At 74.1% G+C, this 16,661-nt stretch carries 12 protein-coding genes; 2 read left to right on the forward strand and 10 right to left on the reverse strand.

What is annotated here, in order from left to right:
• Positions 1-62 precede the first annotated feature (62 nt).
• The 6 genes from IE096_RS30420 to pyrG all read right to left on the reverse strand — a co-directional run bounded on the left by IE096_RS30420 (position 63) and on the right by pyrG (position 8,127).
• A complete protein-coding gene (locus tag IE096_RS30420; protein WP_189457208.1) occupies positions 63-602 on the reverse strand; it encodes a hypothetical protein in 540 nt (179 codons plus the stop codon).
• Positions 587-1,717, reverse strand: coding sequence for a ParA family protein (locus IE096_RS30425; RefSeq protein ID WP_126913525.1), 1,131 nt, complete (start codon positions 1,715-1,717; stop codon positions 587-589). The genes IE096_RS30420 and IE096_RS30425 overlap by 16 nt, the downstream gene beginning before the upstream one ends.
• A gap of 322 nt (positions 1,718-2,039) precedes the next feature.
• The gene (gene ald / locus IE096_RS30430; RefSeq protein WP_189457258.1) at positions 2,040-3,155 is read right to left on the reverse strand and encodes an alanine dehydrogenase; all 1,116 of its coding nucleotides are present in this window, start codon (positions 3,153-3,155) and stop codon (positions 2,040-2,042) included.
• A 193-nt stretch (positions 3,156-3,348) separates the two neighbouring features.
• A complete protein-coding gene (locus tag IE096_RS30435) occupies positions 3,349-5,508 on the reverse strand; it encodes a tetratricopeptide repeat protein (protein WP_189457210.1) in 2,160 nt (719 codons plus the stop codon).
• A gap of 227 nt (positions 5,509-5,735) precedes the next feature.
• Positions 5,736-6,383, reverse strand: a complete 648-nt coding sequence (locus IE096_RS30440) for an NUDIX domain-containing protein (RefSeq protein WP_189457211.1) — start codon at positions 6,381-6,383, stop codon at positions 5,736-5,738.
• Between the two features lie 88 nt (positions 6,384-6,471).
• Positions 6,472-8,127 (reverse strand): CTP synthase, encoded by a 1,656-nt coding sequence (pyrG, locus tag IE096_RS30445; protein ID WP_373298228.1) that lies wholly within the window; start codon positions 8,125-8,127, stop codon positions 6,472-6,474.
• Positions 8,128-8,671: 544 nt separating this feature from the next.
• Between pyrG and IE096_RS30450 the strand changes: the two genes are divergently transcribed.
• Positions 8,672-10,474, forward strand: coding sequence for a glycoside hydrolase family 15 protein (locus IE096_RS30450; protein ID WP_189457214.1), 1,803 nt, complete (start codon positions 8,672-8,674; stop codon positions 10,472-10,474).
• 118 nt (positions 10,475-10,592) lie between these two features.
• Here the strand turns inward: IE096_RS30450 and IE096_RS31940 are convergent, their stop codons facing one another.
• Complete coding sequence (locus tag IE096_RS31940; protein ID WP_189457216.1) at positions 10,593-11,891, reverse strand: MFS transporter; 1,299 nt, start codon at positions 11,889-11,891, stop codon at positions 10,593-10,595.
• 53 nt (positions 11,892-11,944) lie between these two features.
• On the opposite strand from IE096_RS31940, the gene IE096_RS30460 reads away from it, so the two are divergent.
• Positions 11,945-13,594, forward strand: coding sequence for a PucR family transcriptional regulator (locus IE096_RS30460; RefSeq protein WP_189457219.1), 1,650 nt, complete (start codon positions 11,945-11,947; stop codon positions 13,592-13,594).
• A gap of 243 nt (positions 13,595-13,837) precedes the next feature.
• Here IE096_RS30460 and IE096_RS30465 read toward each other — a convergent pair whose 3' ends face one another.
• The 3 genes from IE096_RS30465 to IE096_RS30475 form a co-directional block, all read right to left on the reverse strand.
• Positions 13,838-14,953, reverse strand: a complete 1,116-nt coding sequence (locus IE096_RS30465) for a glycosyltransferase family 4 protein (protein WP_189457221.1) — start codon at positions 14,951-14,953, stop codon at positions 13,838-13,840.
• 135 nt (positions 14,954-15,088) lie between these two features.
• Complete coding sequence (locus tag IE096_RS30470) at positions 15,089-15,835, reverse strand: hypothetical protein (RefSeq protein WP_189457223.1); 747 nt, start codon at positions 15,833-15,835, stop codon at positions 15,089-15,091.
• Positions 15,832-16,650, reverse strand: coding sequence for an ATP-grasp domain-containing protein (locus tag IE096_RS30475; RefSeq protein ID WP_189457225.1), 819 nt, complete (start codon positions 16,648-16,650; stop codon positions 15,832-15,834). The genes IE096_RS30470 and IE096_RS30475 overlap by 4 nt, the downstream gene beginning before the upstream one ends.
• Between the last annotated feature and the right edge of the window lie 11 nt (positions 16,651-16,661).

The following is a 16,661-nucleotide window of genomic DNA, read 5'->3' on the forward strand; positions in this document are numbered from 1 at the left end:
CCAGGGTGGGGCGGAGCGGGCCGTACGGCCAGGGACCAGCGAGGCTAGCGCAGCGAAACCGCTCAGCGGCCGCGCAGGCGCCGTACGAGGATGCTCGCGTCGCCGCGCTGCTCCAGGTCGGCCAGGACGACCGCGACGGCCTCCCGGACGATCCGGCCCCGGTCGACGGCGAGCCCGTGCTCGCCGCGCAGCACCAGCCGGGCGTGTTCGAGGTCCATGAGCTCCTCGGCGGAGACATAGACGGTGATCTTCTCGTCGTGCCGCTCCCGGCCGCTGGGGCGGCGTCCTGCCGCGCGGCCGCGGCGCTTGGGCTGGGCGGCGGGCTCGACCGTGCGGGCGGCCGGGGGCTGGGGGGCGGCGGTGCGCCGCTCGGCCTCCGGCTCCTGACCCGCCGCGGCCGGCGGTACGGCGGCGGTGCGGCCCTCGGGGACGGCCGCGGCCGTCTTCCCCGGCCGCTCGCCGTCGGGCGCGTCACCCGGGCCCGGCACCCTCGGCGGCGTCTCGCCGTTCGCCTTGCGGCGCGGGGAGGAGGCCTGGAGGCCCATCCCGCCGGTGGTGCGGAACAGTTCGTCGGCGCCGGGCAGGCTCACTCGGCGTGACAACGGGCGAGCACCTCCCTGGCCAGCTGGCGGTACGCGGCGGCACCCACGGAGTTGGACGCGTAGGTGGTGATGGGCTCGCCCGCGACCGTGGTCTCGGGGAAGCGGACCGTACGGCCGATGACCGTGTGGTAGACGTGGTCGTCGAACGCCTCGACCACCCGCGCGAGGACCTCGCGGCTGTGCACGGTGCGCGAGTCGTACATCGTGGCGAGGATGCCGTCGAGCTCCAGGTCCGGGTTGAGCCGCTCCTGGACCTTCTCGATGGTCTCGGTGAGCAGGGCGACACCGCGCAGCGCGAAGAACTCGCACTCCAGGGGGACGATCACCTTGTGAGCCGCCGTCAGGGCGTTGACGGTGAGCAGGCCCAGCGAGGGCTGACAGTCGATCACGATGTAGTCGTAGTCGGCCATCAGGGGCTTCAGGGCCCGCTGGAGGGTGGACTCGCGGGCCACCTCGCTGACCAGCTGGACCTCGGCCGCTGACAAATCGATATTGCTGGGCAGCAGGTCCATGTTGGGGACCGCCGTCTTCAGCAGGACCTCGTCGGCCTGCATGCCCCGCTCCATGAGCAGGTTGTAGACCGTCAGGTCCAGCTCCATCGGGTTGACTCCGAGGCCCACGGAGAGCGCGCCCTGCGGGTCGAAGTCGACGAGGAGCACCCGGCGGCCGTACTCCGCGAGCGCCGCGCCCAGATTGATGGTCGAGGTGGTCTTGCCGACCCCGCCCTTCTGGTTGCACATGGCAATGATCTTGGCCGGGCCGTGGTCGGCCAGCGGTCCGGGGATCGGGAAGTACGGCAGGGGACGCCCGGTGGGGCCGATGCGCTCGCGACGCTGGCGGGCGGCGTCCGGCGCGAGGGTGGCCGCGTACTCGGGGTCGGGCTCGTACTCCGCGTCGGGGTCGTAGAAGTGCCCCTCGGGAACGTTCTCGTAGTCGGCGAGACGGGTGGACTCCGCCCCGTCGCCGGCCATGGCGTTCATGTGGTGACCGTCCATGCTCTGGTGGGCTGTCGTCATGCTCTGGATGTCCTGGTGCGCTGCGAGTGCTGAGTAGGTGTGGACAGCGACGGAGCCGACAGCGTGGAGTCCCACGGGACTCTGGCCCAGCGCAGACATTCCTGGGTGACCACCCCCGGGAGCAAATGTCGACTCATTCACAAGTCGTCCTACCTCCTTGGTGACCAGGAAACATCTAGATACGTCAGCGTGGCACCATGCCGACGGTTGGCGACTCTATGGCGTGTCGGCGGTCCGCAGCAACACAATCCGCCGGAGACGGCACGATGTGTCGGCAATCGAACACCCTTCTGTCAAGGGTGTGCGGCGGATAACCCGGAAGAATCACGGGCGGGTCAAACCATGGCGAAACGCCCCGGCCGGGCCTTGCTGCGCAAGGCCCGGCCGGGTATGTGCTCTTCGCCGATCGGCTGCTCTACGGTCAGCCGAGCAGGGTGCTCAGTTCGACGTGCGGCAGTCCGTGCGCCTCGGCGACCGGGCCGTAAACGACCTGACCCTCATGCGTGTTGAGACCCTTGGCCAGCGCGGCGTCGCGACGCAGCGCCTCCTGCCAGCCGCGGTTCGCCAGCTCCACGATGTAGGGCAGCGTGGCGTTGGTGAGCGCGTAGGTGGAGGTGTTCGGCACCGCGCCCGGCATGTTGGCGACGCAGTAGAAGACGGAGTCGTGGACCTGGAAGGTCGGCTCCGCGTGGGTGGTGGGACGGGAGTCCTCGAAGCAGCCGCCCTGGTCGATCGCAATGTCGACAAGTACACTTCCGGGCTTCATCTTGGCGACGAGCTCGTTGGTGACCAGCTTGGGGGCCTTGGCGCCCGGGATGAGCACGGCACCGATGACGAGGTCGGCCTCGACGACGGCCTTCTCCAGCTCGTAGGCGTTGGAGACGACCGTCTGCACCTTGGTGCCGAAGACCTTGTCGGCCTCGCGGAGCTTGTTGATGTCGCGGTCGAGCAGGGTCACGTGGAAGCCCATGCCGACGGCGATCTGCGCGGCGTTCCAGCCGGAGACGCCGGCGCCGATGACGACGGCCTTGCCGGCGTGGGTGCCCGGGACGCCGCCCGGGAGCACGCCGCGGCCGCCGACCGAGCGCATCAGGTGGTAGGCGCCGACCTGCGGGGCCAGCCGGCCCGCGACCTCGGACATCGGGGCGAGCAGCGGCAGCGCGCGGTTGGCGAGCTCGACCGTCTCGTACGCGATGGCGGTGGTGCCGGACTCCAGCAGCGCGTCCGTGCACTCGCGCGAGGCGGCCAGGTGGAGGTAGGTGAAGAGGGTCTGGCCCTTGCGGAGGCGGTGGTACTCCTCGGCGATGGGCTCCTTGACCTTCAGCAGCAGGTCGGCCGTGGCCCAGACCTCGTCGGCCGAGTCCAGGATGGCCGCGCCGGCCGCGACGTACTCGGCGTCGGTGATGGAGGAGCCGAGACCGGCCCCCTTCTCGACGAAGACCTGGTGGCCGTTGCGCACCAGCTCGAGCACGCCCGCGGGGGTGATGGCCACGCGGAATTCGTTGTTCTTGACCTCGCGGGGGATGCCGACCTTCACGTCGATCACGGTCCTTGAATCAGAGAATGACAGGCTAATCCTGATATGCCGGGCACACCAGAGCAGACCGCGTCGAACGCGGCCCAGCCAGTCTATTGAAGGATTGCGCGTTGTCTAGCCTTGCAATGCACCAATCTTTGCGCGATGCGCCACTGATTTCTTAGGTAGAAGATCCGTTACCCTGCGGTACCCCCTACTGGACCCCGGGTGGCTCCACCCCCTCGTCCGAAGCCCCCGGACCACCGGCGGGGCCGGGCGCGCCCGGCCCGTCCAGCAGCCGCTCCGCACAGCCCCGGTGCCGCAGCGCCCCCGCCGCGTCACCCAGCCGGTCCAAGGTCTCCGCCAGCAGCAGCCGCAGCGCCGCCTCCAGCCGGGCGTCCCCGGCGGCCTGCGCGGACTCCACCGCCTCCAGCGCGGTGCGCGCCGCCTCGCGCGGCCGGCCCGTGTGCTCCTGCGCCCGGGCGGCCTCGCCCAGCGCCCGGGCGTGCCCGGCATGATCGCGCAGCCTGCGGTGGGCGGCGGCCGCCGCGCGCCAGTCGCGCAGGGCCTCCGGCCACTGGCCCGCGTAGCCGTGGACCGTGCCCAGCCGCCCGTACAGCCGCGCCTCGTCCGCCAGTTCCCCGCGCGTCAGCCGCAGCTCCAGGCCGCGCCGGTACCAGTCGGCGGCCCGCTGGAAGTCGCCCAGCTCCTGGTGCGCGGCCCCGATGGACTCCAGCGCCCGGCTGGTGGCGTACGGGTCCCCGGCCTCGCGCGCCGACGCGAGGGCCTGGCGGTAGCGGTCCAGCGCCTCCGGGGTCCGGCCGGCCCGGGCGTCGAGGTCGCCGAGGTTCAGCAGCGCCGCGGCCTTCTCCAGCGGCATCTCGCAGCGCCGGGCCACGTCCAGGACGAGCTGGTGCAGCCCGTAGAGCTCGGGCGCCGCCGCCTCCGGCCCCAGATGGGCCGTCAGGGCGCGGGTCAGGGCGGAGACCAGGCGCCGGGCGAGGGTGTCCAGCCGGCCGTCCTCCACCGCGAGCCGGGCCGCCGCGAGCAGCGCGGGCAGCCGGGCCAGCAGCCACTCCTCGGCGGCGCGGCGGGAGGGGAAGCGCAGCGGCCGGGGCAGTTGCTCGATCCTGCGGCGGACCGCCGGATCGTTCCGCTCCGTGGTGGCGCGGCAGGAGTGGAGCTGGCGGACGGTCCGCTCCAGCATCCGCGCCCGGGCCAGCTCGATCTCGCCGGGCCGCTCCTGGGCGTGCAGCAGCGTGCCGAGCAGGGGCGCCAGGCAGGTCGGCACCCGGTACTGCGGAGGCAGTCCGTCCGGGCCCTCGCCGGGCGTCTCCAGGCGCAGCAGGCCCCGGGCGGTCAGGTCCTCCAGCACGGACTGGGCGGTGGTCAGGGAGGTGCCGGCGAGCGCGGAGGCGGTGTGGGCGTCGGCCAGCCCCGCGGGGGCCAGCGCGAGCAGGTGGAGCAGCCGGGCGGTGGGCGCGGGCAGGGCCTCGTAGGCCAGCCAGAACGCCCGGGCCAGCAGCCGGCCGCCCTTGTCGTGGCCGTCGGCGGGCGGCAGCTCGCGCAGCCGCTTGGCCGCGTCGACGACCGTCGTCTTGGGCTGGGCGGCGAGCCAGCCGCCGACCAGCACCAGCGCGGCGGGCTGGCCGCCGCACTCCTCGACGACCGTCTTCGCGGCCACCGGGTCGCAGGTGATCCGGGTGGGGCCGGCGAACCACTCCAGCAGTTCGACGGCCGCCGGGGTGTCCAGGCCGCCCAGGGCGCAGGGCCGGACGTCCGGCACGCCGGTCAGCGGGCCCCGGGAGACGGCCACGATGAGGCACTCGGGCTCGTCGGGCAGCAGCGGGTCCACCTGTTCGGCGCCCGCCGCGTCGTCCAGGACGAGCAGCACCCGCCGCCCGTGGAGGGCGTCGCGCAGGGCCTGGGTGAGCTGGTCCTCCTCGGCGCCGGCCGGTACGGGGGCGCCGAGCTCGGCCAGCAGGGCGCGCGCGGTCCGTTCGGTCGGCACGGGCGCCCCGTCGGCGCCCGTCAGCCGGGCGCGCAGTACTCCGTCCGGGTAGTCCACGGCGAGCTGCCGGGCGAGCTCCTCGGCGAGGGCGGTGCGGCCGGAGCCGGGCCGTCCGGCGATGAGCAGCACCCGGCCGCGCGGCTTCTTGCGGCCGGAGAGGGTGTCGAGGCCCGCGCGCACGATGTCGGCGCGCAGCTCCTTGAGCTCGCGCTGCCGGCCGACGAACAGCTCGGTGCGCTGGGTCGTGAAGGAGGGTGTGCGGGCGGGCCGCTGACGGGGGCTCACCACGGGAGCGGCGCCCGCCGGCCGCCGCTCGGGCGGGACCACCGCCGGTCCGCCGGTCTCCACCGTCCGCTCCGCCACGGGTCCACTCCCTTCCCCTGCCCGCGGTGGGGGATCCCCCGACCCGCACGCACGGGAACCTGCTGCACGCTCAACCCCCGCCGCGGCCGCGGTGGGGGATGCGTCGAGCCTAGTTCACCACCCACCGCACTCCGGGTAACGCGGTACCGCGTTGCTGAAGATCACCTATTCGGGTTGGCTGATGGTCGGACCGCAGGGCCCGGCCGGACCACCGGCCCGACGGGCCGTCAGGCCTCGAAGGGGCGGGCCGGCCAGGGGGCGTCGGCCGGGCGCAGCGCCTCCAGCCCGTCGCCCGCGAGCGCGGCCATGGTGGACAGGACCCCGACGACCAGGCAGTTGTTGTGGAGCTCGCCCTTGAGGACGCCGCGCGCCAGCAGCGCCAGCGGAATCCGCGCGACCTCCATGTCGAGCTCCTCGTGCTCGACGGCGAAGCGCTCGCCCTCGGCGTCGGAGAGCCCGCGCGCCAGGAAGATCCGCACGGCCTCGTCGCAGCCGCCCGGCGTGGTGTAGACGTCGGTCAGCACCCGCCAGTCCTCGGCCTTGACGTGGGCCTCCTCGTAGAGCTCGCGCTGTGCGGCGCGCAGCGGGTTCTCCCCGGGGACGTCCAGCAGGCCGGCCGGGATCTCCCACAGCCGCTGCCGGACGGGGTGGCGGTACTGGTTGAGGACGAGCACCCGGTCCTGCTCGTCGAGGGCGAGGACGGCGACCGAGCCGGGGTGGGTCTGGTAGTCGCGCTTGGCCGTGGAGCCGTCGGGCATGACGACGGTGTCCGTGCGGACGCCGGTCTTGTTGCCGGTGAACGGGGTCTCGCTGGCGATGACCCGCCACTCCTCGGCGGTGTCCTTGATGGGCTCGTCGACGGACTCGTGCGCCATGGTTACGTCCTCCAGGAATACGGAAACCGGGGCGGGCGCCTCTCGTGCGAGAGGCGCTCACCCCGGTCAACCGTATAGGCCGGACGGATCAGCCCTGCTGCTGGCGCTCGACGGCCGCCTTCACCAGGCCCGCGAAGAGCGGGTGGGGGCGGGTCGGGCGGGAGCGCAGCTCCGGGTGGGCCTGGGTGGCCACCAGGTAGGGGTGGATCTCGCGCGGGTACTCGACGTACTCGACGAGCTTGTTGTCCGGGGAGGTGCCGGAGAAGACGATGCCGGCCTTCTTCTCGAGCTCCGCGCGGTAGGCGTTGTTCACCTCGTAGCGGTGGCGGTGGCGCTCCTCCACGTAGGCGGCGTCGCCGTAGACCTCGCGGACGATGGAGCCCTCGGCGAGCTTGGCCGGGTACATGCCCAGGCGCATCGTTCCGCCCATGTCGCCCTCACCGGCGACGATGTCCATCTGCTCGGCCATGGTGGAGATGACCGGGTGGGCGGTGGCGGGGTCGAACTCGGTGGAGTTGGCGCCCTCGATGCCGGCCAGGTTGCGGGCCGCCTCGACGACCACGCACTGCAGGCCCAGGCAGAGGCCCAGCAGCGGGATCTTGTTCTCACGGGCGTAGGTGATCGCGCCGACCTTGCCGTTGACACCGCGGTCGCCGAAGCCGCCGGGGACGCAGATGGCGTCCACGTCGGAGAGCTGGGCGGCGGCGCCCTCGGGGGTCTTGCAGTCGTCCGAGGTGACCCACTTGATCTTGACCTTGGCGCGGTTGGCGAAACCGCCCGCGCGGATGGCCTCGGTCACCGACAGGTAGGCGTCGGGCAGGTCGATGTACTTGCCGACCAGCGCGACGGTCACCTCGTGGGAGGGGTTGTGGACGCGGTCCAGCAGGTCCTCCCACTGGGTCCAGTTCACGTCACGGAAGGGCAGGTCCAGCTTGCGCACGACGTACGCGTCCAGGCCCTCGGCGTGGAGCACCTTGGGGATGTCGTAGATCGACGGGGCGTCGATCGCGGCGACCACCGCGGCCTCGTCCACGTCGCACATCAGCGAGATCTTGCGCTTGATCGCGGTGGGCACCTCGCGGTCGGCGCGCAGCACGATCGCGTCGGGCTGGATGCCGATGTTGCGCAGCGCGGCCACCGAGTGCTGGGTGGGCTTGGTCTTCAGCTCGCCGGAGGGGCCGATGTAGGGCAGCAGCGAGATGTGGACGACGAAGACGTTGTCCCGGCCGACCTCGTGGCGCACCTGGCGGACGGTCTCCAGGAAGGGCAGCGACTCGATGTCGCCGACCGTGCCGCCGACCTCGGTGATGACGACGTCGACGTCCTCGGTGGCCATGCGGCGGATGCGGTGCTTGATCTCGTTGGTGATGTGGGGGATCACCTGCACCGTGTCGCCCAGGTACTCGCCGCGGCGCTCCTTGGCGATCACCGTGGAGTACACCTGGCCGGTGGTCACGTTGGCCGAGCCGTCCAGGTCGACGTCGAGGAAGCGCTCGTAGTGGCCGATGTCCAGGTCGGTCTCGGCGCCGTCGTTGGTGACGAACACCTCACCGTGCTGGAACGGGTTCATCGTGCCCGGGTCGACGTTCAGGTACGGGTCGAGCTTCTGCATCGTCACCCGCAGGCCCCGCGCCTTGAGCAGCGCGCCCAGGCTGGAGGCCGTCAGGCCCTTGCCGAGCGAGGAGGCGACACCCCCGGTGACGAAGAGGTGCTTGGTCGTCGTGGGCTTTGCGGCAATGGCCAAAGGGGGGCTCCCGTGGTCGCGAGGTGAAGGTGCGTACCGGCGATCACCCGGTCGATTCCGGGGGTGCCGTCGCTGCGGTTGGGGGGTCTTGCACCCACCGGTCCACGGGGTACCAGGGTATCAGCGCCCGGGCCCGGACGCGTCCGGTGACGCGTCCGGCGACCTCGCCCGAGGCCCGTCGTGACGGGGCGCGACGCCTCCGTGGGCGCTGTGTCACCGCGCGCCTCGGGAGCCCGTCACGGGCCGCGCGCCCGGCGCGCACCGGGCCACCCATTCGGCACATGTTCCCCCGCGAACCGTCGCGCGTGTCCCAACTCCGCGTCGTATCCTGCTCGGACACACGCAGCGAGCCGGCCGGCGCGGCACCACCCGGGCGCCCCTCCCAGCTACCGCTGGAAGGCACCCTCACCTCCGGAACAAGAGCTCGTCGAAGATCGCTTCACCATCAATCGCTTCACCGTCATACGGACCCCACCATGGGGATGGGGTCCTGGTTGCCGTTCGACCCCCAGGGGTCCTGGATGCCGTTCGACTGGAGATGACCGTGGCCGGGCGTATCGAGGATTACGCACTCATCGGCGATATGCAGACCGCCGCACTGATCTGCCGGGACGGTACGGCCGACTGGCTGTGCCTGCCCCGCTTCGATTCGCACGCGGCCTTCGCCGGGCTCCTCGGCACGGAGGAACACGGCTTCTGGCGGATCGGCCCGGCGCACCCCTCGGGGGCCGCCCCGCCGGCCGCCGACCGCCGCAGGTACCGGGGGGACTCCCTCGTGCTCGAATCCGAGTGGGACACCCCGCGCGGCACCGTCCGCGTCATCGACTTCATGCCCCCGCGCGACGGCGCCCCCCAGCTGATCCGCATCGTCGAGGGCGTCAGCGGCCGGGTGCCGATGCGCTCCGCCCTGCGGATGCGCTTCTCCTACGGGCGCGTGGTGCCCTGGGTGCACAAGCGGGGCGAGCGCACGGTGGCCGTCGCGGGCCCCGACTCCGTGTGGCTGGACACCACCGCCGACACCTTCGGCAAGGACCTGACCACCTACTCCGACTTCACCGTCTCCCCCGGCGAGCGGATCGCCTTCACCATCAGCTGGCAGCCCTCCCACGGCGAGCCGCCCGCCCTGCCCGACCCCGAGGGCTCGCTCGCGGCCACGGAGGAGTTCTGGCGGGAGTGGGTCGGCCACTGTACGTACCACGGCCCCTACCGGGACGCCGTGGTCCGCTCGCTGATCACCCTCAAGGCGCTGACGTACGCCCCCACCGGCGGCATCGTCGCCGCCCCGACGACCTCGCTGCCCGAGGAGATCGGCGGCGTCCGCAACTGGGACTACCGCTACACCTGGCTGCGCGACGCCGCCATCACCCTCTCCTCGCTGCTGCGCACCGGCTACCGCGAGGAGGCCCGCGCCTGGCGCGAGTGGCTGCTGCGCGCGGTCGCCGGCGACCCCGAGAACCTCCAGATCATGTACGGCATCGCCGGCGAGCGCGAGCTCGGCGAGGCGGAGCTGCCCTGGCTGCCGGGCTACGAGAACTCCACCCCGGTGCGGGTGGGCAACGGCGCCGCCGGCCAGCTCCAGCTGGACGTCTACGGCGAGGTCACCGAGGCCCTCCACCTGGCCCATATGACCGGGCTCGCCCGCAACGACTACGCCTCGGTGCTCCAGCTGCGCCTCATCGGCTATCTGGAGGACCACTGGAACGAGCCCGACGAGGGCATCTGGGAGGTCCGCGGCCCGCGCCGGCACTTCGTCCACTCCAAGGTCATGGCGTGGGTGGCCGTCGACCGGACCATCAAGCTCATCGAGTCCGGCGACGTCGACGGCCCCCTGGAGCGGTGGCGCGAGCTGCGCGACGACATCCACCGGGACGTCTGCGAGAAGGGCTACGACAAGGAGCGCAACACCTTCACCCAGTCCTACGGCTCCCGGGAGCTGGACGCCTCCCTGCTGCTCATCCCGCAGATGGGCTTCCTGCCGCCCGACGACAAGCGCGTCATCGGCACCATCGAGGCGATCCAGCGGGAGCTGTCCACCCCGGACGGGTTCGTGCTGCGCTACCCGACGGCGGGCCACGAGGCGGGCGTGGACGGGCTGGAGGGCGACGAGGGCGCGTTCCTCGCCTGCTCGTTCTGGCTCGCGGACGACCTCGCGATGATCGGCCGGGTCGACGAGGCCCGCCAGCTCTTCGAGAAGCTGCTCGCCCTGCGGAACGATCTGGGGCTGCTGGCGGAGGAGTGGGACCCGCGGCTCCAGCGGCAGGTGGGCAACTTTCCGCAGGCCTTCAGCCACGTGCCGCTGATCGACACGGCGCTGAGGCTGACGGCGTCGAGCGCGTTCGGCGGCTGACAGTGCTCCCGCGCCCCGCAAGGGGCGCGGGGAACTGCGCGATCGCACACCCGGCGTGTGCCCCGTAAGGGGCGCGGGGAACTGCGCGATCAGCCACGACGGGCCCGCAGTCGTACGCTCAGCGGCGCCGCCGGAGGGCGAAGACGAGCGCCAACGCGCTCACCGGCACGACAAGCGCACCCGCGGCGACGTTGAGCCCTCCGTACCCGTACCCCGCCAGGACCACCCCCGACAGCGCCGCCCCCGCCGCCCCCACCAGATTCATCAGCATGTCCGACAGGCCCTGCACCTCGGAGCGGTGCTCCCCCGCCACCGACTCGCTGAGCAGCGCCGACCCGGCGACCGTCGCGCACGACCACCCCACACCCAGCAGGAACAGCCCCGCCGTCACCGGCCACTGCCGGCCGCCCGACGTCCCCGCCAGCACCGTGGCCGCCGTGAAGACCACCTGCCCCGCGAGGATCACCGGTATCCGGCCCAGCCGGTCGGCCGCCCGGCCCACCAGCGGGGACAGCCCGTACATGCCCAGGATGTGAAGGCTGATCGTGAAGCCGACCACGCTCAGCGAGGCCCCGTGATGGGCCAGGTGGACCGGCGTCATCGTCATCACCGACACCATCACGGCATGGCCGACGACCAGCGCGCCGAGGCCCGTCAGGGCCGCGGGCGACGCGAGGACGTGCCGGGTCGCCTCGCGCATCCGGGTGCGGAAGCGGCGGGTTCCGACGCCTTCGACCGCCGTTCCGGGTGCGGGCGCCGCACGCGTCAGCAGCAGCGGGTCCGGGCGCAGCCCCTTGTGGATCACCGCCCAGCCCGCGAGGAACGCCCCCACCGAGAAGACGAACGTGCCCGCCGCGTCCGGCAGCCCCAGCGGGCGGGCCACCGCCTCCCCCGGCCCGCTCAGGTTGGGGCCCAGCACGCTGCCCGCCGTCGTGGCCCACACGACCAGCGAGAGCGCCCCCGCCCTCGTGTCCGGCCCCGCCAGATCGGTGGCCGCGTAGCGGGACTGGAGGTTCACGGCCGAGGCCGCGCCGATGAGGAGCATCCCCAGCAGCGTCGGCCCCAGCAGCCCCAGCCCGGCCCCCACCGGCACGACCACCGCGCCGGCCGCCGCCACCAGCCAGCCCGCGCCCAGCCCGGCCCGCCGGCCCCGGGCCCGGGAGAGGGCCGCCAGCGGTACGGACATCAGCGCGGCGCCCAGCGTGGTGAGCGTCGTGGCGAGGCCCGCCACCGAGCGGGAACCCGTCAGGTGCTCCACCAGCAGGCCACCCGAGGAGAGCATCGAGCCCATGCCGATCCCGGCGACGACCTGAGCCGTCATCAGGACGCGGACGGTATGGCGCTGCACCGCCGCGAGGTCGGGTCTGCCGGGTATGCCCGGGGCGGCGGAGGAGCGGGATTCGGCGGCTGACGTCATGCGGGACAGGGTAGGGGCGTCGGGCCCTCGCGGTCGTGGCATAAATTCCCGCCATGGAACCGTACGCTCCGTCCTCCGCCGGGGCCGTCACCGTGGCCCGCGCCCTGGAGCTGCCCGCCCTGCGCCGGGGTCTGCCCGAGGTGATGGCGGGCGGCGACCGGCTGCACCGGCCGGTGCGCTGGGTGCACGCGGGCGAGGTGCCCCACATCGCCGACCTGCTCAAGGGCGGCGAGCTGCTGCTGACCACCGGTCTGGGGCTCGGCGGCCGCCCCGCCGAGCAGCGGGCCTTCGTCCGGCGGCTCGCCGAGCGGGACATCGCGGCGCTCGTCGTCGAGCTCGGCTCGCACCTGCCGACCCTGCCCGCCGCGGTCGTGGACACCGCCCGCTCCTGCGGGCTGCCGCTGGTGCAGCTGCACCGGGAGGTGCCGTTCGTGGCGGTCACCGAGGAGATCCACACCGAGCTCGTCAACGAGCACTACGCGCTGCTGCGGCGGGCCGAGGACGTCCACCGGCGCTGCACGGAGGTGCTGCTCGGCGGGGGTGGCGTCCCCGAAGTGCTGCGGCTCTTCGCCGACTTCACGGGCAACCCGGTCTTCCTCCAGACCCCGGAAGGGCGGCTGCTGTACGCCGCCGGGCCCTCCCCCGCGCCGCCGGGGGCCGCCGAGCCCCTCCAGGTCTGGGACGGGCTGGGGGCCGCCGGGCTGCCCGGCGGCGTCGTCGTGGACGTCCCCGGGCACGGTCCCGGCGTGCGGGCCCGGCTGTCCGTCCTGCCGGTGAACGCGCCGCTCGCCCCCGTCCACCGGATCGCCGCCGACCGGGCCGCCGGGCTGCTTGCGGTCGTCCTCCTCCAGGCCCGGCAGGAGGAGGAGCTGGCGGCGCGCGGGCGCGGCGACTTCCTCACCGACCTCGCCGAGGGGCGGCTGGAGGTCGCGGACGCCCCCGCCCAGGCGCGGGTACTGGGGTTCCGGCCGGGGCCGGGGCCGCTGCTCCCGGTCGTGATGCGGCTGCCCGCCGAGCTCGTACCGGCCGACGGCTGGTCCGCGCTGGCCGGCGCGGTGCGGCAGGAGCTGGCGGGGGTGGGGGCGCCGGTGCTGGTGGGCGTCCGGCTGCCGGAGGGGCGGGTGCCGCTGCTCGTGGGGTTGCGCGGGGAGCGCGGGGAGCGCGGGGAGGACGAACGGGAGGCGGTGGCGGGGCGGGTGGCGGCGGCGTTGCGGGCGGGGGCGGCACGGGCGGGGCTGCGGCCGCCGGTGGTGGTCGTGGGCGGGACGGCGACGTGGGCGACGGCGGGGGCGGAGCTGCGGCACGCGGCGGAGGGGGCGGAGGCGGCGGAGGCCGCGCGTCCGGACCGTCCGTGGCACGACGTGCGGCGGCTGGCGGTCGACGTTCTGCTGTGGCGGTTGCGCTCGCACGGCGACGGGGAGCTGGCGGCGTTCGTGGACCGGGTCCTCGGGCCGCTCCTGGCCCACAAGCTGCTGCCGACGTTGGAGGCGTATCTCGCCTGTGGCGGGCGAAAGGCGGAGACGGCACGGGAGCTGCATGTGAACCGGCAGACGCTGTACGACCGGCTGGGCCGGATCGGGCGGCTGCTGGGGGTGGACCTGGAGGATCCGGAGACGGCACTGGCACTGGGGCTGGCGCTGCGGGCACGGCGGCATGTGGGTGGTCGGGGGCGGGGTGGGGCGGACGGGCCCTTACGGGGCTGAGCTCTTCGCGGCCCCTGGTATCCAGTAGGGGCACCCGGCCCCTGTCACCAGCGGCGAAGAGCTCCTTACGCCCCTACCAGGGCCCATCCACCCCACCCCGCCCCCTCACGTCACCCCAGCCGGGCCGGCCCCGTACCCGGGCAACCCGTGCCGGGCAATCGGGCGGGCGGGTGGGGTAGAACCCGCGCCGAAGGCGCGGGCACCCCCACCGGCGGGCAGCCGGAACGCCACGGGCGCCCGGAACTACCGGGCGCTGAGCTCGTCGTAGACGGCGAGGACGTGCGCCACCGTGTCGTCCTCCGACGGCCACCCCGCCGCCCGCACCCTCCCGGCCGCGGCAAGCCTCGCGCACCGCAGCGGGTCCGCCAGCAGGCGAGCGACCGCCCCCGCGAGGGCGTCCGCGTCCCCGTACGGGACCAACTCGGCCGCGTCCCCGACGAAGTCAGGGACGCCCCCCACCGACGTGGCAACCAACGGCACCCCCGCCAGCAACGCCTCCTGCGCCAGCAGCGAGCTGCCCTCCCAGCGGCTGGGCAGGATCGCCACGTCCGCCGCGGCGAGCAGCTCGGGAACGTCGTCCCGCCGCCCCACGAGCAGCACCGGAAGTTCCTCCTCCGTGATGCGCCGCTGCAGAGCGGACCGTTCGCCGCCCTCGCCCGCCATGATGAGCAGCGGTTCGGGGTCGAGGTCCCGCCAGAGCCGGGCGGCGTCCAGGAGGGGGCCGTGGCCCTGGTCCGGCTCCAGGCGGCCGACGGTGACGAGCAGGGGGCGGGCCACCGCGCCCAGTTCGGCGCGGGCCTTGAAGCGCAGGTACTCGTCGTCCTCGGTCGGCGGCGGCGCCCGGCGCGGCGCCGGGAGGGCCACCGGGGCCAGCCGGGCGTCCCGCGCGCCGCGCCGCCGGGCCCGGTCGACGAGATCGGGCGTGGCGCCGAGCAGCACGGCCGCCCCCCGCGCGGCCTGACGCTCCATCAGCCGGAGCAGGAACCCCTCCGTGCGGGCCCGCGCGTGCCAGGTGACCACCAGCGGCGTGGGCCGCCCGCGCAGGGCCAGCGCCGCGAGCGTCCCGGAGCGCAGCCCGTGCGCGTGCACCACGTCGGCGCCCTCGCTCGCGGCGCGGATCCCCGCCACCGCCTGGGCGCTCGCCTCCGGGTCCAGCGGGGAGAAGGCCGCCCCCGACTCCGGGATTCCGTACCGCTCCCCCGTCGTCGACGGCCCGCACACCGTCACCCGCAGGCCCCGGGCCACCAGCCCGCCCGCCAGCGACCGTACGTGCGCCCCGCTGCCCGCGCTCCCGCTGCCCAGGACCTGAACGGCGTGCAGCGGCGGCCGCCCGTGCGAGGGAACGGGTGTACTGCTCACGCGGGGGAAGCTCCTGGGTCGACGTCGGGCGGGGCGTACGGCGAGGTGCTCAGGCCAGGATGCCAGCCCCCGCCGGTGTCGGGGCACCACTGGCGCGAGGTCGGCCCGTCCTACCTCGCCCGTAGTTCCCCGGATTCACCCGCTTTGGGGATTCCGTACGTCGGCGGCGATGGTCGCGGCCACCAGTACGGCGGCGTGGAGGGCCAGCCCCGCACGGCCGTTGGCCCCCACGACGGCCAGGCCCAGCCCCGCGCCGAGCGCGTGCGCGCCGGAGTCGCCCAGCATCGTGCGCCCGGCCGCGTCGTCGGCCAGCAGGGCCGCCGCCGCGCCCACCGGGGCGGCGGCCAGGGCGGCGCCGGGGCCGCCGCGCAGCAGCCCGCCCGCGCCGAGCGCCAGCGTCGCGCCGACGGCCCGGGCGGGGCGGACGTCCAGCAGGTTGACCGCGTGGGCCGAACCGGCGATCACCACTCCGGCCAGCAGCCGGTCGAGGGGCCGCTCCTTGAGCGCCGCCCCGGCGGCGAGGCCCGCCGCGCCGATGCCCAGGAGTTTGACCGCGCCGCTGGTGACCTCGCCCCGGCGCAGCGCCGACAGATGGGCCCGGAAGCCGCGCCGGTCGTCCCCGGCGACGTCGTCGTACGCCCCGCAGGCCCCGGCCGCCAGCACGGTCAGCGCGCCGGCCAGGCGGTGCCGGGCCGGCAGGGCGCGGGCGGCGGCGGTGGCCACCGCCGTGCCGAGCGCGGCCGCCGGTCCGGCGCAGAGGGTCACGGTGCGGCCGGCGTGGTTCACGCGGTCCCAGACGGCGGGGCCGCCGGGGCGGGCGCGGCGCAGGGCCTCGTACGTTCCCCGGGCCGTCGTGGCCGCCGCGGCCAGGGTGCCGATCACGCGAGCAGGCCGCGGAGGGACGTGGCGAACCGGTCGACGAAGGCGTCCCGGGTCGGGGCGTCGAGGAGGTCCAGGGAGAGGTAGGGGTTGAGGTCCTCCAGCTCGACGAGGAGGAGGCCGCCTTCGGGCGTGCGGCAGGCGTCGACGCGCTGGATGCCGTGCTCGATGTCGTTCCAGGCGATGAAGCGCCGGGCGAAGTCCAGGTCCTCGGCCGTGGGCTCGTAGCGTTCGAGGGCCCAGCGGCGGTCGGGGTGGGGCGCGTACAGCGCGTACTGGAAGTCGTCGTCGACGAAGTAGAACGACACCTCGTAGCGGAAGTCGACGCGCGGCTGGGCGAGGACGTCGCCGGTCAGGTCGGCCGGCTCGACGCGGGGGACGAAGCGCAGTCCTATGGAGTCCGCGCCCGCCTTGGGCTTGAGCACGTACCCGGCGGCCTCGGGGAGGCGGTGGAGGTCCTCGGCGCGGTCGACGGTCGGGATGACCGGGTACCCGGCGGCGGTCAGGTCGAGCAGGTACCGCTTGCCGCGCATGTCGGCCTTGCCGGTCAGCTGGTTGTGGACGGGCTTGCCCGTCTCGAGGGCGCGGGCGCGGAAGGCGTCGTACTGCTCCTGGTGGGTGAGCACGGGGCCGCTGTTGCGGACGACGACGGCGTCGAAGGCGTCCATGAGGGCGAGCGCGTCCCCGGGGTGGCACAGCGCGATGTCGAAGTCCGCGCGGAGCCGGGAGGTGAGGAAGATGTCCTCGTCGCAGTACCGCCGTCCCTTGGCCTCGTAGGCGAGGTCGGTTACGTAGAGGACGCGGGGCCGGGCAGTCATGGCGCTCCTGA

The organism is Streptomyces abikoensis, assembly GCF_014648775.1.
Lineage (GTDB): Bacteria > Actinomycetota > Actinomycetes > Streptomycetales > Streptomycetaceae > Streptomyces > Streptomyces abikoensis.

What these genes read in the sequence shown, in the direction of transcription:
- IE096_RS30425 (WP_126913525.1), bottom strand. Translation starts at nt 1,717, where the DNA reads ATGTCTGCGCTGGGCCAGAGTCCCGTGGGACTCCACGCTGTCGGCTCC.
- IE096_RS30440 (WP_189457211.1), bottom strand. Translation starts at nt 6,383, where the DNA reads ATGGCGCACGAGTCCGTCGACGAGCCCATCAAGGACACCGCCGAGGAG.
- IE096_RS31940 (WP_189457216.1), bottom strand. Translation starts at nt 11,891, where the DNA reads ATGACGTCAGCCGCCGAATCCCGCTCCTCCGCCGCCCCGGGCATACCC.
- IE096_RS30460 (WP_189457219.1), top strand. Translation starts at nt 11,945, where the DNA reads ATGGAACCGTACGCTCCGTCCTCCGCCGGGGCCGTCACCGTGGCCCGC.
- IE096_RS30475 (WP_189457225.1), bottom strand. Translation starts at nt 16,650, where the DNA reads ATGACTGCCCGGCCCCGCGTCCTCTACGTAACCGACCTCGCCTACGAG.